General features: G+C 50.7%; 17 protein-coding genes. 6 read left to right on the top strand and 11 right to left on the bottom strand.

Annotated elements, in window-relative coordinates:
• Window positions 1-15: 15 nt before the first annotated feature.
• The 4 genes from GRF55_RS03495 to GRF55_RS03480 all read right to left on the bottom strand — a co-directional run bounded on the left by GRF55_RS03495 (window position 16) and on the right by GRF55_RS03480 (window position 3,700).
• Window positions 16-600, bottom strand: coding sequence for a hypothetical protein (locus tag GRF55_RS03495; protein WP_220369163.1), 585 nt, complete (start codon window positions 598-600; stop codon window positions 16-18).
• Window positions 601-742: 142 nt separating this feature from the next.
• Window positions 743-1,705: an endonuclease/exonuclease/phosphatase family protein gene (locus GRF55_RS03490; RefSeq protein WP_220369162.1), complete on the bottom strand. Its 963-nt coding sequence runs from the start codon at window positions 1,703-1,705 to the stop codon at window positions 743-745.
• A gap of 11 nt (window positions 1,706-1,716) precedes the next feature.
• The gene (locus tag GRF55_RS03485) at window positions 1,717-2,802 is read right to left on the bottom strand and encodes a bifunctional 3-deoxy-7-phosphoheptulonate synthase/chorismate mutase type II (protein WP_220369161.1); all 1,086 of its coding nucleotides are present in this window, start codon (window positions 2,800-2,802) and stop codon (window positions 1,717-1,719) included.
• A 22-nt stretch (window positions 2,803-2,824) separates the two neighbouring features.
• Window positions 2,825-3,700, bottom strand: a complete 876-nt coding sequence (locus tag GRF55_RS03480; RefSeq protein ID WP_220369160.1) for a lipopolysaccharide assembly protein LapB — start codon at window positions 3,698-3,700, stop codon at window positions 2,825-2,827.
• Window positions 3,701-4,074: 374 nt separating this feature from the next.
• Between GRF55_RS03480 and GRF55_RS03475 the strand changes: the two genes are divergently transcribed.
• Window positions 4,075-4,782, top strand: a complete 708-nt coding sequence (locus GRF55_RS03475) for a hypothetical protein (protein WP_255563828.1) — start codon at window positions 4,075-4,077, stop codon at window positions 4,780-4,782.
• 187 nt (window positions 4,783-4,969) lie between these two features.
• On the opposite strand, the gene GRF55_RS03470 is transcribed toward GRF55_RS03475, so the two are convergent.
• From GRF55_RS03470 to GRF55_RS03450, 5 genes are all read right to left on the bottom strand, one after another.
• Window positions 4,970-6,934 (bottom strand): cation-translocating P-type ATPase, encoded by a 1,965-nt coding sequence (locus GRF55_RS03470; protein ID WP_220369159.1) that lies wholly within the window; start codon window positions 6,932-6,934, stop codon window positions 4,970-4,972.
• Window positions 6,934-7,692 (bottom strand): SDR family oxidoreductase, encoded by a 759-nt coding sequence (locus GRF55_RS03465; protein ID WP_220369158.1) that lies wholly within the window; start codon window positions 7,690-7,692, stop codon window positions 6,934-6,936. The genes GRF55_RS03470 and GRF55_RS03465 overlap by 1 nt, the downstream gene beginning before the upstream one ends.
• A 12-nt stretch (window positions 7,693-7,704) precedes the next feature.
• Window positions 7,705-8,805 (bottom strand): UDP-N-acetyl glucosamine 2-epimerase, encoded by a 1,101-nt coding sequence (locus tag GRF55_RS03460; protein ID WP_220369157.1) that lies wholly within the window; start codon window positions 8,803-8,805, stop codon window positions 7,705-7,707.
• Window positions 8,806-8,808: 3 nt separating this feature from the next.
• A complete protein-coding gene (locus GRF55_RS03455) occupies window positions 8,809-9,762 on the bottom strand; it encodes an SPFH domain-containing protein (protein WP_220369156.1) in 954 nt (317 codons plus the stop codon).
• A gap of 100 nt (window positions 9,763-9,862) precedes the next feature.
• Window positions 9,863-10,312 (bottom strand): NfeD family protein, encoded by a 450-nt coding sequence (locus tag GRF55_RS03450; protein WP_220369606.1) that lies wholly within the window; start codon window positions 10,310-10,312, stop codon window positions 9,863-9,865.
• Window positions 10,313-10,781: 469 nt separating this feature from the next.
• On the opposite strand from GRF55_RS03450, the gene GRF55_RS03445 reads away from it, so the two are divergent.
• The 5 genes from GRF55_RS03445 (at window position 10,782) to GRF55_RS03425 (ending at window position 17,428) form a co-directional block, all read left to right on the top strand.
• Entirely contained in the window at window positions 10,782-11,645 is an 864-nt protein-coding gene (locus GRF55_RS03445) for a gamma-glutamyl-gamma-aminobutyrate hydrolase family protein (protein ID WP_220369155.1), read from the top strand.
• Between the two features lie 33 nt (window positions 11,646-11,678).
• Complete coding sequence (locus GRF55_RS03440; protein WP_220369154.1) at window positions 11,679-12,908, top strand: carcinine hydrolase/isopenicillin-N N-acyltransferase family protein; 1,230 nt, start codon at window positions 11,679-11,681, stop codon at window positions 12,906-12,908.
• Window positions 12,909-12,945: 37 nt separating this feature from the next.
• Window positions 12,946-15,768 (top strand): sodium/glutamate symporter, encoded by a 2,823-nt coding sequence (locus tag GRF55_RS03435; RefSeq protein WP_220369153.1) that lies wholly within the window; start codon window positions 12,946-12,948, stop codon window positions 15,766-15,768.
• Between the two features lie 136 nt (window positions 15,769-15,904).
• Complete coding sequence (locus GRF55_RS03430) at window positions 15,905-16,846, top strand: DUF362 domain-containing protein (RefSeq protein WP_220369605.1); 942 nt, start codon at window positions 15,905-15,907, stop codon at window positions 16,844-16,846.
• A gap of 9 nt (window positions 16,847-16,855) precedes the next feature.
• Window positions 16,856-17,428, top strand: coding sequence for a flavin reductase family protein (locus GRF55_RS03425; RefSeq protein ID WP_220369152.1), 573 nt, complete (start codon window positions 16,856-16,858; stop codon window positions 17,426-17,428).
• Window positions 17,429-17,546: 118 nt separating this feature from the next.
• Here the strand turns inward: GRF55_RS03425 and GRF55_RS03420 are convergent, their stop codons facing one another.
• Together GRF55_RS03420 and GRF55_RS03415 are read right to left on the bottom strand one after the other, a co-directional pair.
• Complete coding sequence (locus tag GRF55_RS03420) at window positions 17,547-19,088, bottom strand: IS1634 family transposase (protein ID WP_172774742.1); 1,542 nt, start codon at window positions 19,086-19,088, stop codon at window positions 17,547-17,549.
• Window positions 19,089-19,290: 202 nt separating this feature from the next.
• Window positions 19,291-20,070: a metallophosphoesterase gene (locus tag GRF55_RS03415; protein ID WP_220369151.1), complete on the bottom strand. Its 780-nt coding sequence runs from the start codon at window positions 20,068-20,070 to the stop codon at window positions 19,291-19,293.
• Window positions 20,071-20,095 lie beyond the last annotated feature (25 nt).

The following is a 20,095-nucleotide window of genomic DNA, read 5'->3' as shown; positions in this document are numbered from 1 at the left end:
TTGAAAGTTGTGGGACTATTCTTCCCCCAGATACTTTTCGCTGACGAAGGTTCCGTCATAGGTGAAGACCTTTTCTACCGAATAGCGGCCGCCTTCGGGGTGGTAGCGGTAGTCAGAGAGGCGAATCTGGCGATGCTCGGCATCGATGCCAAGGAGCCCTTCCGTTGCATGCAGCTGCTTGGCGGTGCGCTTCTTCAGGTCGATGATGTATGTCCAGATGTTGCGGGCATCGGGGCATCCCTCGATGATGACCAGATGGTCGGCGCCTGGGATGAAGACTGCTTTGTCGGCAGCGGCAATATTGCTGAGCTCGACGGCTGTGCAGCCGTTCTTCATCTTCCCCCACACTGGCTCGGCATTGGCGTTGGTAGAGAAGAGGATGCACGCCTCGTTGGTGCGCTTGTCCTTGTACCACACGGTCACAACGCCAGCCTCGTCTTCGGAAGGTGCTGCCAACTGGTCGAAATAGATGGCATGGTCAGCGTTCTCGGCGGCTAACACAGCGGTTTCGGGCAGTCGCGCGATGGCGCTGTCTGCAAAGGCAGGCATTGCAACAAACAAGATACTGAGTATCATGAGCAGGATTGTTTTCTTTTTCATCTTTTTAATTTAAGTAGGTTTAAACCTGTATCACGTAATTTACTGATGCAAAGATAATTATTTTCTTTATTGAAAACAAAAAAACGATGGTTTTTATTTGAAAATAAAAGCAGAAAGCAAATTATTCGGAAAGAGGAGGGAATTATTCATTGCCTGTTTCCGTGGCTGGAAGGAGAAAGCGCGCCACCAGTGGCAGGTGGTCGCTGAAGCCGTCATGATAGCGGAAACCGACGTAGGTGCGGCGCGGCTGCATGCCTCCGTACTTCTCGTCTTTCTCAAGCAGGAAGGGCAGGTCGTGAATCCGACAGTCAACCAACCGGCTGCTCCAGCTACTGCTTACAAAGATATGGTCCAGACTCCCCCACTTCCCTTGATACTTGTACGTGCCTTTAGCGCCATGCGTGCCCTCCACACCCTCCGACACGTCTGTCAATCCATGCTGCGCCAGTCTGACAAGGGTGCTGTCGCCCGAATAGTCGTTGAAGTCGCCGGCAACAACGATGTGCGGATTCGGCGTCGTCTGTCGCAAGGAGTCAATGGACTGGCAAAGCCGCTCTGCCACCTTCAACCGATAGGGACGCGACGCACGTTCCCCACCCGACCGGCTCGGTGCGTGCACTACATAGACGTGGAGCGTGTCGCCACTGACCAGCCGACCCGAGGCATACAGGATGTCGCGTGTAGGATGGCGATTGCCGACGGGCTCGACGCGGAGTGTGTGGTGACGAAGAAGCGCAAAAGAATAAGGCGAATACATCAGTGCCACATCGATGCCGCGCTCGTCGGGCGATGTCGTCATGACGTAGTGGTAGCCGGCTTTTCTGAGCAGCGACTTGCGGGTAAGGTCAACCATTACCGAGTCATTTTCTATCTCACAAAGCGCCACGAGGTCGGGCAATGCCCATTCCGCTCCTTCCCCACCGCAGGAGATAATCTCCTTGGAGAGGTTGTTCAACTTGCGCCAATATTTTTTGTAACTCCAGTGTCTTCCTGCGTCCGAGAGCCACTCATAATCGTTCTTCCCCTCGTCATGACGGCAGTCGAACACGTTCTCGCAGTTGAGCTGGACGAGCGTGAGAAACGAGACCAACAGCGTGCCTATCATCAGAACTCCGTTTATGCGTTTTCCTGCTGACTGTTCACTATATCTATCTGCTGGCGCACCGATTCCTCGTGGATGTTCTCGAAAATCCTTTTCACGAACGACGGGCTCAGTCCGCACCTCTCGCCCTGTGCCGAACGCTTATCGAGAATCTCACTGTAGCGCATGAGTTGCAGTACAGGCATATTATGTTCCTTCTTATAAATTCCCATCTGACGGCTGATTTTCATTCTCCGAATAAGCAGTTCCATCATCTGGTCGTCAACTATCTCCATCTCTTTTCTGAGGGCAGTGATATTTTCTGTCGGCACTTTCTCGTCACGTATGACGATTTGCGCCAGCAGCCGGTGGAGCTCTTCAGGCGTCACTTGCTGCATGGCATCACTCCAAGCCTCATCCGGGCTGCAATGGCTCTCAACAACGAGTCCGTCGAGTCCCAGTTCCATTGCCTGCTGGCAGAGCGGGAGAATCAAGTCGCGCCGCCCACCGATATGGCTTGGGTCGCAGAAAATAGGAATCTCGGGAATGCGCCGCCGCAACTCTATAACGACCTGCCACATGGGAGCATTCCTGTACATCTCGCTTTCATAAATCGAAAAGCCCCGATGAATCGCTCCCAAGCGTTTCACTCCCGAATGGTTCAGCCGCTGCAAAGCCCCTATCCAGAGTTCGATGTCCGGATTCAACGGGTTTTTCACCAGCACGGGGATGTCCACTCCCCTGAGCTCGTCTGCCACCGCCTGCATCGCAAATGGATTGGCAGTCGTCCGTGCTCCTATCCACAGCAGGTCGAAACCGTTGTTCAGCGCTTGCTCCACATGTATGGGAGTAGCCACCTCGGTAGCGATGAGCATTCCCGTCTCTTCCTTGACACGCCTGAGCCACGGCAATGCGCGCTTTCCTTGTCCTTCAAAGCCTCCGGGATGGGTTCGCGGCTTCCATATTCCTGCACGGAAAATCTTGTAGCCCAATGCCTTCAGCTGAAGGGCGGTCGCCATCACCTGCTCCTCAGTTTCAGCCGAGCAGGGACCGGCAACGACGAGCGGTCGCCTGCCCTCACCAGGCAGTCCCAACGGTTCCAAACACAGTTCTTCAGTCATATTCCTACCTTCTTCCTTTTTCTCAGTTCGTAAAAATGCCGTAAGGGTCCACATCCCGATATTTCTGCAGCACCTTTTGCTCGATTCCTTCCACGGAAATATCTGTCGGAGTGTCCTCATCCAACTCTTTGTATTTCAAGAAGTCTTCTTCTGCGCCAGCCTTGTCTCCAGCCGCCAGCTTCACCAATGCCCTCTCCTGATATGCCGGCAAGCTGAACGGATTGGCATCAACCACCTTATTATAATAATAGAGTGCTTCATCATCGTTGCCCTTTTTCCTTTCCACGCGAGCCTTCAACAAGAGCACATCCTCGTTGTCTTCCACATGTTTCAGCAGATGCGTCACGTCCTCATCCGCCTTTTCAGCATTGCCCATTCTCAGATAGGTGTCGCCTCTCAACAAATATGCCTCTCCGTAGCTGTCATTCCGCACGATGGCTTCCGTCAACATGCCGATTGCCTTTTCCAACTGATTCTGCCCGATGAAGGCACGAGCGTGCAGACAATAGACTTCCGGATTATTTTCATCGACAGACAATGCCCGTTGGCACAGGTCATCCATCGTGTGATAATCCTCCATCATATAAGCCACCCGCGCCATGCGCAGCCATATCCCCTGATTGCGGGGCTCGGCTTTCGCGAGCATCTCCAACTGGGCGAAAGCCTGTTGCAGTTCATTCTTATGTATATAAGCTACCGACAGATGGTCGCGTATTTCCAGGTCGTCCTTGATTTCAAGTGCCTGCAAGAAACACTGGACAGCCACGTCCACCTGACCGACTTTCAAAGCCCGGACACCGCCATATTTCAGCTTATCAAAGTCCTGTGCCTCCTGAGCACGGGCTTTCTCCTCTGGGCTTTCCTCTTTTCCTCCGAACAACGTCTTGAAAAAACTCATTTATTCCGTATTTTAACAGTTTAACCCCATGCAGCCTCACGGAGCTGCCATTCGTCTAAAAATCTCTACAAAGATAGGCAAAAGTGACAAAAAAACAAAATAATCATTGTTTTTTCGCCTTCTCACTGCCCACACGTCTAACTCGCGTTTAACTTAAATTGGTCACCAAATCAACTTGATTTACTCATCAAATCAACTTGATTTGTTTGATGAAAGTGCAACTTCTGAAAAGCAAATTCACTGAATTTACTCACCAAATTCACTGAATTTGGTCATCAATTTCACTGAATTTGGTATGGGGAAGTTCTGAAAATGCCGTCTATTTTTTCTTAACTTTTTTGGGATTTCTGACACTTTTACCTATCTTTGTCGCCATGAAACGCTATTTGTTATATTGCATATTCATGTCGGTCAGTGCGCTCGGATTTGCGCAAGAGCATGTCACTTCCATAGGAGCAGAGGAGCAAGAAGGGACGAAGACACCTGCCACGGCTCTCTCTCCCATGCCCTTGAGTCCGCTCCACACGTTGCAGGCAGATGACAGTCTCCACCTTCCGGTTTTGAATGAATACGGACAAATACCGCCGCGCTACTATTACTATTACCCCTATGCCTTTAACCGCTGGAACAGCTGGGAGCTTCACAAAGGTCTGAACGTCAGTCTTGGGGCGTCTGTGTTTGCACAATTCGGCAAACATGCGTACCACGGTGCAGGGTTCTCACAGAACATCAGTGCCATGTATGCACTGCCCGTCACCAATCGACTGTCCCTTGCCATCGGCGGCTATTTCAACCACATCAGCTGGATGCACCGCTCGTTTAAGGATGCCGGCATTTCTGCGATTCTCGGATATCAATTCAACGAACGCTGGTCCGCCTATATCTATGGTCAGAAATCGCTGGTCAAAAACGACTACATGCCGCGTCCGCTCTATCACATGCATGCACTTGGCGACCGCATCGGAGCCGCCGTCCGTTATAATTTCACGCCGTCATTCTACATGGAAGTTTCCGTCGAGACACAGAAGATGCCGACCACGGAATATCATAAGCAATATGACTATCCGGTACCTAACAGATAGTCACGTTCCTATTGTCTCTTTAACCCAAATCGGTCATTAGACTTTGTGCTCAGAGCGTTGCTTGCTTTGTGCAGATGGCTTCAACCTTTCACGAAAGCGTAGCGGGCTACGGTGAGAGAAAGGTTGGAGGCAGATGTCAAAGCAAATAATGCTATGGCACGAAGAGCAGAAAAACAGTACAAAAAATCTAATGGCGTTCTGATGACCGATTAGGGTTCAATAACCTCAAACTATTCAAAACGACACTGATACTTGAAAAAGCCATCAGCGCTGCCGCCCATGCCGGTGTAATCTGGAAATCCATGTCAAACAGACGCGGCACACCGGCAGCCAAGGGAATGCAGACAATATTGTAGATGAACGCCCAAAAGAGGTTCTGCCGAATCGTACTTACCGTACGGCGCGACAACCTGATTGCATCTGGAATACGGCGCAAGTCGTCGCCCATCAGCGTCACCTGCGCCACGTCCATCGCGACGTCGGTTCCCCTTCCCATTGCGATGCTCACGTCGGCAACCGCCAAGGCTTGTGAGTCATTCACCCCGTCGCCTATCATTGCCACCGTCTTTCCTTCCTGTTGCAAGGTGCGCACCAGGTTTTCCTTGTCCTGCGGCTTCACACCACTCTGGTAATGAGAGATGCCCGCCTTGTCAGCCCAAAAGCGGACCGCCTCATCCTTGTCGCCACTCATCAGGTGGATATCGATGCCCTCTTCCTGCATGGCACCCACTGCCTCCTGCACATGCGGCTTCAGCGTCTCACGCTCTTCGTAAGAGAGATGGTCTGCCTTTGTAAAATCGATTTGCTGGTTTGCAATGGTCAGCGTTCCCGTCTTATCAATGACAACCGCATTCACCTTCCGCAAGACCTCCATTGCCGTTGCGTTCTTAACCAGCACATTCTTCCGGGCGGCACTTCCTACAGCAATCATGATGGCTGTCGGTGTAGCCAATCCCATGGCACACGGACAAGCGATTATCAATACAGAAACGGCAGAGAGGAGTGCCTGTGAGAACATAGACATCCCACCTATCAGCAACCACAGGAAGAATGTCAATACAGAAATGCCTATCACAACCGGAACAAATATCCGCGCCCACTTGTCAACCATCCGCTGAACGGGCGCTTTGCTGCCCTGTGCCTCCTGCACCAGACGTATCATGTTTGCGAGTGCCGTCTGCTCTCCAACCTGTCGGGCACGGAAACGGAGTTTTCCCTGTACGAGCAGCGTACCGGACAGCACTTCCGAGCCGGAACGTTTCAATACGGGCGTCGGTTCGCCCGTCATCATCGCCTCGTCCACATACGCACCGTCATCGGTCATGAAACTCTGCGCCCACGTCACCGCACCATCCACCGGCACTTTCTCCCCTGCACGCACCTCAATCATGTCGCCGACGCCAATGGCGGCTATCGGTATTTCGGAGAAGCCGCCGTCCATGGTCCCATTATCCGGCGTGACGATTCTTGCCGTCTTGGGGCGCAATCCCATCAACGCCCGTATATTGCCCGTCATGCCCTTGCGTGCCCGTTCCTCTATCAGGCGACCGGTCAGCACAAAGGCGATAATCATGCACGGCGCATCGAAATAGGTGTGCCAAGCGATGCCCTGTGAAGTCCATACCTTGTCTCCGAAGAAAGTATTGAAAACGCTGAACAGAAAAGCCACAGCCGTACTGAGCGCTACGAGCGTGTCCATACTGGCTGTTCCGTGCCGCATCTGCCTGAAAGCCGAAACATAGAACGAACGTCCGCACAAGATGATGGCTGCCAAAGTCAGAATCAGTGCTATCTGATTGGAGAACGATGCATCTAAGTTGCGTCCGAAAGAAATCCAACGCATAGAGACAGCCATGACCAGCACGGCAAAAATCCAAGCGAGTATCGTCTTTCTCCGTAACAACTGATAGGCACGATGCTCCAACTCTTCCACCGAGCGGTTTTCCTCAATCACCAAATCATAGCCAATGGACTTGATTTCTGCTTTCAGTTGTTCCAGAGAAATCACTTCAGGGTCATACTCCACAGTGGCAGTACGCCCTGGCAGACTGACCGTTGCCTCGTTGACACCTTCTAAGCTGTTGAGTTTTCTTTCCACATTGGCAGAACATGCAGAGCACGCCATGCCGATGACAGGGATGGTCTTCTTCATTATTTCCGGACGATGGTCGAACCGTTTGCCTGATGAGTTGCCAGCACCGTTACTTCAGCTATCTGCACGTGTGCCGGAGCCGAAGCGGCATAGAACACCACGTCAGCAATATCGTCACCCGTCAGCGGCTTGATTCCTTTATAAACATTGTCTGCCCGCTCCCGGTCTCCATGAAAACGTGTCACACTGAAATTCGTCTCCACCAATCCCGGTTTTACATTTGTCACCCGCACAGCCGTGTCTGCCACATCAATACGCAACCCGTCTGAAAGGGTTTTCACTGCTGCCTTCGTTGCACAATACACATTTCCGTTGGCATAGGCAGCATCGCCGGCGATGGAACCGATGTTGATGACGTGCCCGTGGTCACGTCTGACCATATCCGGAACAATGAGGCGGGTCATCGTCAAGAGTCCTTTAATATTCGTGTCTATCATCGTTTCCCAATCCTCGAACGAGCCTTTGTATTCAGGCTCAAGCCCCAAAGCGAGCCCTGCGTTATTGACGAGGACGTCAATTTCCTTCCACTCCTGCGGCAGACTTTCAACAGCTTGCGTTGCCTGTGCCCTGTCACGCACATCGAAACACAGCGTCAGCACTTCGGCGCCCGCCTTTTCCAATTCTTCCTTCAGCGCCACCAGACGCTGCTGATTACGTCCCGTGACAATCACGCGACAGCCTTCCTTTGCAAAACGCTGTGCGCAAGCCTCTCCGATTCCACTGGTTGCACCAGTTATCAATACAGTTTTCTTTTCCATTTTTATAGTCTCTTATGTGTTCTTTAACGACAAGAGTGTCTGGACGATGCGTTCTGCCGAGCGCCCGTCCCAGCGGTCGGGCAGACTGCCTTTCTTCCAGTTGCCGCTTACCATGTCGCTTACGGCATGTTCCAACTTTTCAGGGTCTTCGCCGACCAGGACGTTAGTTCCCTGCCGCACGGTCTCAATATGTTCCGTATAGCTGTTGAGCGTGATGCATGGCACTCCGTTGAAGGTAGCCTCCTCTGCCACGTTGCCCGAGTCGGTGATGATGCCGCAGGCGTGAGCCGTGAGGTATCCGAACTCCAGATAGCTCAGTGGGGGTAACAACTGGATGGCAGACAGATTGGCATCGGAACAGATTTTTTCCACCGCTGCATACACTTTTCCCCGCAACGGTGCTACGACAGGCATCTCTCCCGCTGCCTTCTCTATTCCAAGCAACATTTCCCGGAGGTTTTCTTCGTTTTCTATCAGGGCGCGCCGATTGAGGGTAAACACGATGTAGGAGCCCTCTTTCAGTTCCAGTTCGTCACAGACGGCAGGACGCTTGAGCCGCGGCAGGTTGAAGCGGAGTGTATCCATGAGGATGTTTCCTACCATATAGACTTTGGAGAGGTGTGCTCCTTCACGACTGACGATGCTGCTTGCGCCATCGCCTGCCGTAAAGAGGAAATCGGACAATCCATCGATGACGAGGCGGTTGATTTCTTTCGGCATCTTGATATCGAACGACCGTGTCCCAGCTACAAGATGTGCAAGCTGTACGCCTTGCTTTTTCGTGACAATGGCTGCCGCCATCGTAGAAGCCAAATCATCCACGACGATGACGACATCCGTCGGATTTTGCAACAGGTGTTTTTCAAACGCTGCCATCACCCGTCCCGTCAGCTCGTTCAGACTGGCGCAATCAACGCCCAGATATACGTCGGGGCGCTGAATCTGCAGGTCCTCGAACAGGGACTGCTCCAGCGAGGGGTCATCCTTCCGCCCTGTATAGACGAGTTGATAGCCTATGTCTTGGTGTTGTTCCTTGGCACGGTTGACGGCACGGATAATGGGTGCCACCTTGATAAAATTCGGTCGCGCCCCTGCAACAATACAAATATTCATCAACTACTCTCCCTTAAACAAGTCTTTGATGCCACCGATGCTTCCGAGCAGGTTGCTTGCTTCGTATGGCAGATATACCGTCTTTGTCTTATCACCCTTTGCCAGTTCCTCCATCATCTGAATGTATTTCTGTGCAAGGAGGTAGTTGGCAGGATTGGTACTCTTTCCGACGGCTTCGGTAATTTTCTCGATTGCCACGGCTTCGGCTTCGGCTTTCCGGATGCGTGCCTGTGCTTCACCTTCCGCGCGGAGAATCTCCTGTTGCTTGGCAGCTTCGGCACGATTGATCATCGCCATCTTGTCACCTTCAGACTGCAATATCTGCGACTGCTTGTCACCTTCAGACGTAAGGATGGCTGCACGCTTATTACGCTCTGCCTGCATCTGTTTTTCCATCGCTGTGAGCACGCTCTCTGGCGGCATAATGTCTTGCAGCTCAACGCGATTGACCTTGATTCCCCACTTATTGGTGGCATCGTCGAGCACGGCACGGAGCTTGGTGTTGATGGTGTCGCGACTGGTGAGGGTCTGATCGAGCTCCAGTTCACCGATAATGTTACGCAGCGTGGTCTGCGTCAGCTTTTCAATCGCGTTCGGCAGGTTGTTGATTTCATAGACAGCCTTGAAGGGGTCCACGATTTGGAAATAGAGCAGCGCATTGATTTGCATCTGGATATTATCCTTCGTAATCACGTTCTGGCGGTCGAAGTCGTAAACCTGCTCGCGGAGGTCGATGCTGTTGGAATAGATATAGCGTCCGCGACTCATGGTGATGAAGGTCTTCGCCCTGTCGATGAAGGGGATAATCAGGTTGACGCCCGGCTTGAGCGTGGCATAATACTTACCCAGGCGCTCAATGATTTGCGTTTCCGACTGCGGTATAATTACCAATGCTTTCTTGGCGAACACAAGCACCAAGATGACGACTGCGATTAAAACATACGTTGTTACTGACATATTTGTAAAGATTTTAAATGTTAAAATAATCGTTTTTCAGTATAGGACTCATATAGGAGTTACATAGGAGTCATGTAGGAGTCAGGGAAATGTTAATTTGTCATGACTTTTCCACCGTCAGGATGATGCTCTCCCGACCCACGACCGTCACCCGTTCGCCTTGTCCTATCGACTGCCCGTCGAGAGCGACAGCCTTCCAGTCGTCTCCATCGATAGCCACGCGTCCGTAGCCACCTTCCTCGATGGTCTCGCTCACGGTTCCGACGCGCCCCATGAGTGCATCGGCATTACTCAGACGGTTATCTTCGTTTCGGTGTAACCACCGCAAAGCAACCGGTCGCACGAAGAAGATGCTCAACAACGTGAAGAAGGCGAAAATAAGAATCTGCAACACCCATCCCACACCCAACGCTGCCGCTACGGCAGAACAAAGTGCTCCGATGGAGAAACAGAGGATGAAAAGGTCACCCGACGTCAATTCAAGCAAAAGGCAGATAATGCTGGCAAGCACCCATATCAACCATACATTCTGTGAGAGATATTCTATCATAATCATATTGGTTTTGTAAAACTGATGTAAAGTTACACTTTTTTTCTGAAACGGACAAATTTTTATTTAGAATTATCGCAAATCCGATGAAAATAACCACAAAAACAGACCCGTATAAACATGCAGAAAAGGGTGCATAAACATACAGTTGAACTTTCACTTTCCAAAAGTTCAACTTTTGCAAGCTAAAAGTTGAACTTTTGGAAAGCATTACTTAATGTCTTGAAATTCAGAAGTTTGCAAAACATCCGTCCGAACCGCACCCCTTGCATAAATATACAAAAGCAGCGAGGCACTCATCTAAAAAAAACAGACAACCACCTGACATAAATTCCAATGACCGGTCGGAGATAAAAGGACAATGTTTCACGTCAGGCTGAAACATTATCCCTTTCAAAATAAAATCAGAAAAAATGCCGTCACGATACACTTTTTTTCCTTATATTTGCAGAAAATCTTATTTAAACTTATGAAAAGAATTCTATTTATCGCATTGGTCTGCCTCTGCACATTTGCAGCCAGCGCACAAGTCAAGAAAGGAACCGTTTTAGCTCCCAAGCTTCAGTCGCTCTACGACAAAGCCGACCAGGCTAAACCTGTCAAGAAATCCAAGAAACCCGTAATCGGCATTACGACGACACTGAAGGGCAACAGCCTCTCCGTCGGCTATGACTGTCCGCAGTCTGTCAAGATGGCAGGAGGCATTCCCTATCTGATTCCCTCCACGGACGACCCTGCTTTGATTGAAGAGATTGTTTCCCGTCTTGACGCTGTTCTCGTGACGGGCGGTCCCGACGTTGACCCGGCTTATTACGGTGCGGAGCGCCATGAGTTCCTGGGAGAGGTGAACGATGCGCGGGACATTTTCGAATTTCTCCTCATCAAGAAAGCCATTGAGCACAAGCTGCCGGTTTTCGGCATCTGTCGCGGGCTGCAAATCATCAATGTCGCCATGGGAGGCACGCTGTATCAGGACATTCCCTCCGACTTCCCGGAAAGCGAACTGAAACACCGACAGATGGATGACAGCCGCACGCCGGCACATATTATAAATATATTGCCGAACAGTCTGACAGCGGAGTTGTTCGGAACAACCGAATTGGGCGTCAACAGCCGTCACCACCAGTGCATCAAGGACGTGGCACCCGGTCTGCGCGTCACGGCATGGAGCCCCGACGGTGTACCCGAATCCCTCGAAGGCTATCCCGACTATCCCATCTACGCCCTTCAGTCACACCCCGAAATCTTCGTGGCAAAGAACGGCGACATGGTTGCAAAACGCTTCTTCGACCTCCTCATAGAGAAAGCTTCGAAGAGCAAGAAACGCAAATAATCCCGACACAAACGACAAAAAAGAAACGAGACGATGAGAAAGAAACTGTTTTTAACCCTTTGCGCACTATTGTCGGCAGCCGTCAGTCTTGCCTGCACGACAGCCATTGTTTCCGGCAAGATGACAGCCGACGGGCGCCCGCTGATGTTCAAGACAGCCGACGGCTCCGCGGAGACACTCCGCACGAACATCTATATCCACAACAATTCGGGTAAGTATGCCTATATCGGCTGCGCCCGCTTGAACTTCCCGACGATGAACAGCATCTTCTACGGGCAGAACGAAAAGGGCTTCGCCATGGTCAACAATACGGCGAAAGACCTGGATGCCCCGATGAGTGGCACCTACACCTACGGCAACATCATTCGCATAGCACTGGAAAACTGTGCGACGGTTGACGAGTTCGAGGCGCTGCTGAAGACACTTTCACCTTTTGCCTACGGCAGTAACTACGGTTGCATCGATGCCGCAGGCAATGCAGCCTACTTCGAATGCGGTGCGAACGGCTACAAGAAGTTCGACGTGAACGACCCCGCCGTTGCCCCGAAGGGATACCTCGTCCGCAGTAACTATGCCATCTCCGGCGATGTCAACAAGGGAACAGGTGTCTCCCGCTTCAAGAAAGCGACCGAGCTCATGGAAAAGAGCGTGGCAAAAGGAAAGGTCACCTATCGCCAACTGCTCACCTTCGGCTCGTGCTTAGAACACGGACTGACGGGTGTGAACCTGTATGACATGATTCCGCAGGACGAAAACACGGAAACGCCCATCAACTTCACCGACTTCATTCCCCGCTACACGACTGGCGGAATGGTGGTCATCCAGGGCGTGAAACCCAATGAGAATCCACTTCTTACGACCAGTTGGCTGGCGATGGGCAATCCGCTCATGACCGTCGTGATTCCACTATGGATTACACCTTCCGGACAACTGCCCGCCTCTGTGGGAAGAAACAGCGAAGGACGATGCACAATCGGAGACTGGTCGATGAGGCTGAAAGACTACGTCTGGGCATATAAAGGCGGAGAATGCTATAACTATCTTGCACTGAACCGCCTGATCAACAAACGAGAGACTGGTATTCTGCAACAAGTGAGAAAAGCCGAAGAACCGATATTGGAGAAAGGCGATGAACTGCTCAGGCAATTCCGTGCGAAAGGAAAAGTCACAGATGCCTACCAATCTTTCTACAACTGGGTGGATCAGTATATACAAAAGGAATATACGAACATAGCCCGCTCTCACCAAATCCGTATCGACTAAGTCAAATATCAATCGACAGAAAACACCAATCAGACCTATGAGAAAAACGATTTCCACCTTTATAGCCATCTTCGCAGCGTGCCTCATCAGTACGGCACAGACTGCCCTCCTGCCTGTCAGTGAGAAAGCACTCAACGATAAGCGCTCACGCTTCTATCTCGACTTCAAGAACTATCCGCAGGCATTGCGCACATTGCCTATCGGCGTGTTCGACAGCGGAACGGGCGGTTTCACCGTCTTGGAGCGCATTCTCGCCCAGGACCGCTTCAACAACAAGACCGGTGAGGAGAAACCCGACGGCATACCCGATTTCATCAACGAGAATTTCGAGTATTTGGCAGACCAAGCCAACATGCCTTACGGGCAATATGACTCAAAGGGGAAAGCGGATTTTCTGCGCGAACTGACCGTCAAGGATGCCCTGTTCCTGATGAGTTCCAACTATTGGACAAGCGCTTCCGAGCAACAGCCAAGCGGCAAAAAGAATCCCGTCAAAATCATTGTCATCGCCTGCAACACAGCAACGGCTTATGGACTGGAACACATCCAAAACCTCCTGACAGCCGCCAAGAGCAACGTGAAAGTGATTGGTGTGGTGAATGCCGGTTCAGCCAGTGCGCTGGAAGCTGTCAAAGGTCGGAAAGAAGCATCGATTGGCGTGCTGGCTACAGTGGGCACCATCAATAGCGGGGTCTATGAACGCACGCTGAAATCCTTAGCTCCCGGCACACTTGCCCTGACCGTTGTGAACGAGACAGGCGACGGCTTTGCCGAGGCGGTGGATGGCGAGAAGGTGTTTGTTGACCGAACGCTCAAGAACTTTTCCGACAGCTACAAAGGTCCCGCTATCGGCAACACCGATGACGGCTGCATTGATGCCAGCCTGTTGGATGCCTACAACTTTGACACCAAGAACGGTGGCGCATTCATCGAGCGCGACAAGAGCGGGAAAGTCATCCGCGTCCAAATCAATTCTGCGGAGAACTATGCCCGCTACAACCTGCTGAGCCTGCTCGAACGGGCACGCAAACAGCACATCAAGACTCCGCTCCGAGCCATTATCCTGGGCTGCACACACTATCCCTTCCACTTGGAAACCCTCCAGAAGCACCTGAAGGAACTGAAAAGCTATAAGGACAAGAACGGAAACATGCCGTATGCTGCATTGATAGCCGACGACTGCGTATTCATCGACCCGGCTGTCAATACCGCCTACGAATGCTACAAGACATTGCTCGCCGACCACAACCTGAACGACAACGAACAAGCGGGAGTGCTGGAGCCCTACATCTCCGTTGCATCGAAACTGCTCCCTGCCGAGCTGCTCGATGCCGACGGGAACCTGAACTACGACTTCAAATATGGGCGCGATGCGGGAACAGAAGACCTGACCACCATGTTTGTGCCTTTCTCCAAAGAGAGTGTAAGCGCTGACAACCTGGACCGTATCAGCAAACTGCTGCCCCTCTGTTCGGAAAAAATCGACCAGTTCATGAATGGTAACGAGGAAGCCGTCGTGAAAGAGAGCGGCACGCCTCCATTCACTCCGTGGACACTCTTCATCGATGCCGGCATCATCGGTCTGTTGCTCTTGCTGGGCAAGTGGATTCGCGTAAAGGTGAAATGGGTTCAGCAACTCTTTATCCCGCCATCGCTGATTGCCGGATTCATGGGCTTGGCGTTCGGTCCGAACGGCTTTGGGATTATTCCCCTTTCAGGAAACACGGGCACCTATGCCAGCATCCTCATTGCCTGTATCTTCGCCTGTCTGCCGTTCACGTCGGGCGGTGCAAAGGGTGCCAACAAGAACATCGGACGCATGTGGGTCTATTCGCAAATGGGCATGTTGCTCCAATGGACGCTCGGCGGACTGATGGGCATTCTGATACTGAAGTTCTTCTGGCCTGACATCAGCAGTGCGTTCGGATTAGCCATGCCTGCAGGCTATTGCGGCGGACACGGGACGGCAGCGGCGCTTGGCTCTGCCTTCAAGACCTATCACTACGACGATATGCTCACGCTCGCCATGACGGCAGCCACGGTGGGAATTATCGGCTCTGTGATTATCGGTCTGCTCATCGTCAAGCGCGGCACGAAGAAAGGGCATACCTCTTTCCTCAGCGACTTCAGCCAGTTGCCCGACGAATATCGTTCGGGACTGCTGCCGGAAGAGAAACGCACTTCTATGGGTGAGAACACCACCTCATCTATCTCGATTGACTCGCTGACGTTCAATTTTGCCATGGTGATGGCTGTGGCACTCGGCGGTTACGGACTGAGCAAGCTGGTCCAGGCGTTCGTTCCGAAACTCGAACTGCCCGTATTCAGCTGCGCATTCATCGTGGGTATCATCATCGTGGCGGCACTGAAAAAGACCGGTGTGACGAAATACGTCTGCAAAGAGACGGTCGGTCACCTCAGCGGCACATTCACCGACATCCTCGTGGCATGCGGCATCGCCAGCATCAAACTGTCCGTCGTGCTTCAGAACATCGTTCCGCTGCTGATACTGCTCATTACCGGCTTGGCTTGCACGTTCTTCTATATCTTTATCGTTGCGCGAAAAATCATGCCCGACTATTGGTTTGAGAAGGCGATGTTCTCATGGGGATGGTTCACGGGTACGATGGCAATGGGCATCGCACTGCTCCGCGTGGTCGATCCGGAACAGCGCACACGCTGTCTCGAGGATTACGCCCTCGCCTATATCTTCATCGCTCCCGTCGAAATATGCCTCGTCACATTCGCCCCACTGGCATTCATGACGGGCTTCGGATGGCTCTTCATCGGCATCTGCGTGGCGGCAATCCTGGCTGTTCTCATCGTAGGAAAAATGAAAGGGTGGCTGGCGAAAGCATAACGACCGATTTTCATATTTGAGAAATAATGCTTATCTTTGCAGAAGATAAGCTGCATCTCAGCAATTTCAAGTTTGACTTGATTGCGCTTGATTTGCGTTATCTTTGCAATCCAACTTTATAAAACACAAGAAGATGATGAAAAGATTAGCATTATGGGCATTGGCATCTGCCTTCGCCATTGGTTTGTCGGCACAGTCGAAAGTGTATTTCACGAAAGAAATCACCCCCGAATCACTCGTTAAAATCTACAAGGCGCTCGGCGTTGAAGCCAAAGGGCGCGTGGCTGTAAAAATCAGTACGGGCGAGCGCGGTGGAAACAATTATCTGAAACCGACACTCATCCGTCAGTTGGTGGATGAGGTGAACGGCACGCTTGTCGAGTGCTGCACGGCATACGGCGGCAGTCGTCAGGACGTAAAGAAACACTGGGAGACCGTCCATGCGCACGGCTTTGACAGCATCGCCGCCGTCGATATCATGGACGAATACGGCAACCTGCGCATTCCTATCAAAGACAAGAAACATCTGAAATACAACATCGTGGGCGAGCATCTCGGCAACTACGACTTCATGATTAACCTCGCCCACTTCAAAGGCCACGCCATGGGTGGTTTCGGCGGCGTGCTGAAGAATGCCAGCATCGGCGTTGCCTCGTCTGACGGAAAGGCATATATCCATACCGCAGGCAAAGTGCAAAGCCCGAAAGAACTATGGCAGAACCTGCCGGCACAAGATTTCTTCCTGGAGTCGATGGCAGCTGCCGCACAGAGTGTGCACGACTGGTTCTCCGGCAACATTATATATATTAATGTGATGAACAACATGTCCGTTGATTGCGACTGCAGTTCACATCCAGCCGATCCCCAGCTCAAAGACATGGGAATCCTTGCATCGACCGACCCCGTGGCGCTTGACAAAGCTTGCCTCGATATGATATTCAACCACAAGCCGTCTGCCGGCAATGATAGTCAACCGTTGATTGAACGCATCAACCGCCAGCATGGTACCTATATCGTGGACTACGCTGAGCAAATCGGCTTGGGAAGCAAGAAATATAAGATTATTGAACTTAAATAAAGGAAAAACATGAGAAAGAACTTCGATCCAAAGAAAACCGTCGTCACTCCCCTGCCCGTACTGATTATCGGAACGTATGACGAAAACGGCACACCCAACGCCATGAACGTGGCATGGGGCGGACAATGCAGCGAATATCACGTAGCCATCAACATCGGACATGTGCGCAAGACACGCGACAATATCGCCCTGAAAAAGGCGTTCACCGTCAGTTTCGCCACCAAAGACACCGTTGTGGCAGCCGACTATGTGGGCATTGTCAGTGGATTGAAAGAGCCGAAACTGATTGAGAAAGCAGGATGGCACGCGGAGAAAGCCGAGAAGGTTGACGCTCCAGTGTTCAAGGAATTGCCACTGACCCTCGAATGCCGCTTCCTCCGCGAGGAAGAAACGCCCGAAGGAGAAATCCGCATCGTAGGTGAAGTGGTCAACATGAGTGCTGACGAGTGCATTCTCGACGAGAAAGGCAACGTTGATCTTTCCAAACTCCAGCCCATCATGTTCGACTCAGCCGCCCTCGCCTACCGCGTTGTCGGCGAAAAAGTCGGAAACGCATTCAAGGACGGAACGCAATTGAAATAGTTACTACATTAAGACAACAAACATAGAGGGGGGATGATTAATACTACCCCAAAAACAAGCTACCGAGGTTTGCTCGGTAGCTTGTTTTTTTCCTGACTTCGTCAATGCGCCACCCAAATTAAGATTTGTTGCCAGATATGTCGAAAAGTGGTTTCACTGCGAGGTGCTTCTCCGTCAAGAAGAGTGTCTTAGTGAAGTAAGTCCCGTTTTTAGGCATCCTTACCCTGATTGTCGTGATAGTTTTGGCTGCCTCAAGCACCTTATCGACACTCATCCCAATCTTGTTAATGGCAATGAGTCGCTCCAGTTCCTTATATACCTTATAGGCGATGAAGCAAATGCAGACATGTGCCTCTATCCTACGTTCTGTAAAATGAAACATCGGACGCATTTCCAGAGTTCCTTTTGAAATACGGAATGCACGTTCCACCACCCAGAGTCCATGATACTCGGCAATGACACGCTCGGCGTCAAGGTCTGTATTGGTGATGTAGCCCTTGAGTCCGTCCCACTGGCAGTCCTCTGCAATCTTCTCTTCGCTGATGACGACTTCTATGTCCTTGCTGATTTCAAGAAACTTGTTGTAGCCACGCTTGTTCACCTGACTCTTCGTGATGCGTCCGGTCTTATAGGCTTTTCTCAATCGGACAATTCCGCGGTCACGGTTGTAGGCATCCTTCTTTGCACGCTTGTCGGAATAACTGACGATAAGTCTTTCCCCATTCTCACGTTTGTAGTCGTAACAGGCTTTATCAACCTTCTCTAAAGAGAGAATCCATTGCTTCACGCTTGCGCTCTCGCTCTTGATGCGGGCTCCAAGTATGTAGTTGTAGCCAGCCTCCTGCAGCAAAGTGACATTGTTCTTGTTCATCAAGCCTGAGTCTGCCACCACAACAAAATCTTTCCCCAGATTGAAACGCTGCTTGAAGTCATCTATCATTGGTATCATGGTGAAGCCCTCATACTGGCTGCCGTTGAACAGAGAGTATGAAAGCGGGTAGCCTCCTTCTGATACAAGCAGACCGAGTATAACCTGTGACTCTGCCGTCTTTCCATCCTTTGAAAACCCCGGTTCACGCAATACGTCCGTCTGTGCTGTCTCAAAGTAGAGCGTCGTCACGTCGTAGAACATCAATCCAATCTTGCCTCCGAACAGTTTCCGGGTGTGCTCTACGCTAATCTGCTGCGCAAGCTCCATCTGGGTATTGTAGAGCTTGTCCATGTAGCGATAGATGTGGTTGAGGTCAACATCTTCATCATAATATGACTTCAGGTAATCTACTGTGGCAAGTTTGCTTCTGGGCTGCGACACCCTTGCGATTACCAAATGACGCAGAATCTCATCGGGAATCCGGTTGAAGCCGATGCTGTCATAGACTTGATCAAGCAGAAGCCGAGTACCGTTTATCAACACGTTGTCAATATTGCTAAGGAAACGCTCTGTCTCCTCGACTTCCTTTCCCTTGCGGTCATCAAAGTCAAGTTCTTGCTGACCGCCAAATGAACGTATCCATGCAGCAGCCTTATCGCATAATGAATGTATTTCCTCTTCGGATGTAGAGGAGCCAAACGATTTTATTTCTTTATACTTTCCACTCGCTTTACTGACCACTACCACACTTGTAGAGCCGGAACGATTGTGTTTCTTGCGTACATACATGGTGCAAAGGTACACGTTTTTCGCTTGCGCCACCCAAACCACCCAATAATTTTACGTAACTCGCTGATTATCATTGTGCGCTATATGATGGCGCAAAAAAGTGATGAAGTCAGGAGGGGGGATGATTAATACTACCCCAAAAACAAGCTACCGAGGTTTGCTCGGTAGCTTGTTTTTTTCTGCATTTCGTAGCATTGAAATACTATTTAACGGCAACGATTTTCTTTTTGTTTTCACTATCTATCATGAAACATTGCTGGGAGTCAATCATACAGAAATTATCATATTCTATTTTGTCACACCCCTCAATAAGCATTGAGTGCCCAAACACTTGAAAAACTTTATTCAGACCGTATGCTTTAGGGGCATTAGGAATAGCATGTTCTTCTATATCTGCCCAAAGAACGCTTCCTGTCTTTTCTCCGAAGCCCGAACGATAACTTCCAATGACCGCCAGCATTTCCTGTCCGCGCCCCTCATCGTCCAATAGGTTTATTCTTTCTATAATTTCTGGGTCTGTCACGGAAATCTTACTGTCAAACAGATGCCACACTTTTTCATTTACTTTCTTCAGCCAATAAAGTGTCAAACCTGCATGCGAGAATACATACGGCATCTTACCTACCTGCTCATAATGTGCAATTCGGAACAAATCCTTGTATTTCATGAACGTCTGATGATACTTGTTCCAGTTCTGCTGATCCATGCGCGTGCCACCAGCCATTATCTCAAATAGTTCCGAAATATAATGCTGGTCATGATTGCCTTTCAGTAGCACAACCTTTTCCATGTTGCTCTGCTTCAGTGCTATAATCTCCATCATATTTTCGAAGATATCATCAGCCAATCCATCTTCACCCTCGTACGGATCAAGATAGTCACCAAGAAATACCACCCTATCAACAACATCCAAATACTTCTTGACAGGTTCTTTCCAAAAGATGCGCCCATGCACATCGGGGATGACCATTACTTTCTTCATTCCTCTATCTATTCAATATATTAAT

Source organism: Prevotella sp. Rep29 (assembly GCF_019551475.1).
Classification (GTDB): Bacteria; Bacteroidota; Bacteroidia; order Bacteroidales; family Bacteroidaceae; genus Prevotella.
Note: the sequence above shows the minus strand (reverse complement) of the source record. Positions and strands in the feature narration are given on the sequence as shown.

What these genes read in the sequence shown, in the direction of transcription:
- GRF55_RS03485 (WP_220369161.1), bottom strand. Translation starts at nt 2,802, where the DNA reads ATGACTGAAGAACTGTGTTTGGAACCGTTGGGACTGCCTGGTGAGGGC.
- GRF55_RS03415 (WP_220369151.1), bottom strand. Translation starts at nt 20,070, where the DNA reads ATGAAGAAAGTAATGGTCATCCCCGATGTGCATGGGCGCATCTTTTGG.
- GRF55_RS03480 (WP_220369160.1), bottom strand. Translation starts at nt 3,700, where the DNA reads ATGAGTTTTTTCAAGACGTTGTTCGGAGGAAAAGAGGAAAGCCCAGAG.
- GRF55_RS03445 (WP_220369155.1), top strand. Translation starts at nt 10,782, where the DNA reads ATGAAAAGAATTCTATTTATCGCATTGGTCTGCCTCTGCACATTTGCA.
- GRF55_RS03460 (WP_220369157.1), bottom strand. Translation starts at nt 8,805, where the DNA reads ATGAATATTTGTATTGTTGCAGGGGCGCGACCGAATTTTATCAAGGTG.
- GRF55_RS03425 (WP_220369152.1), top strand. Translation starts at nt 16,856, where the DNA reads ATGAGAAAGAACTTCGATCCAAAGAAAACCGTCGTCACTCCCCTGCCC.
- GRF55_RS03455 (WP_220369156.1), bottom strand. Translation starts at nt 9,762, where the DNA reads ATGTCAGTAACAACGTATGTTTTAATCGCAGTCGTCATCTTGGTGCTT.
- GRF55_RS03450 (WP_220369606.1), bottom strand. Translation starts at nt 10,312, where the DNA reads ATGATAGAATATCTCTCACAGAATGTATGGTTGATATGGGTGCTTGCC.
- GRF55_RS03475 (WP_255563828.1), top strand. Translation starts at nt 4,075, where the DNA reads ATGAAACGCTATTTGTTATATTGCATATTCATGTCGGTCAGTGCGCTC.
- GRF55_RS03465 (WP_220369158.1), bottom strand. Translation starts at nt 7,692, where the DNA reads ATGGAAAAGAAAACTGTATTGATAACTGGTGCAACCAGTGGAATCGGA.
- GRF55_RS03430 (WP_220369605.1), top strand. Translation starts at nt 15,905, where the DNA reads ATGAAAAGATTAGCATTATGGGCATTGGCATCTGCCTTCGCCATTGGT.
- GRF55_RS03440 (WP_220369154.1), top strand. Translation starts at nt 11,679, where the DNA reads ATGAGAAAGAAACTGTTTTTAACCCTTTGCGCACTATTGTCGGCAGCC.
- GRF55_RS03420 (WP_172774742.1), bottom strand. Translation starts at nt 19,088, where the DNA reads ATGTATGTACGCAAGAAACACAATCGTTCCGGCTCTACAAGTGTGGTA.
- GRF55_RS03470 (WP_220369159.1), bottom strand. Translation starts at nt 6,934, where the DNA reads ATGAAGAAGACCATCCCTGTCATCGGCATGGCGTGCTCTGCATGTTCT.
- GRF55_RS03495 (WP_220369163.1), bottom strand. Translation starts at nt 600, where the DNA reads ATGAAAAAGAAAACAATCCTGCTCATGATACTCAGTATCTTGTTTGTT.
- GRF55_RS03435 (WP_220369153.1), top strand. Translation starts at nt 12,946, where the DNA reads ATGAGAAAAACGATTTCCACCTTTATAGCCATCTTCGCAGCGTGCCTC.
- GRF55_RS03490 (WP_220369162.1), bottom strand. Translation starts at nt 1,705, where the DNA reads ATGATAGGCACGCTGTTGGTCTCGTTTCTCACGCTCGTCCAGCTCAAC.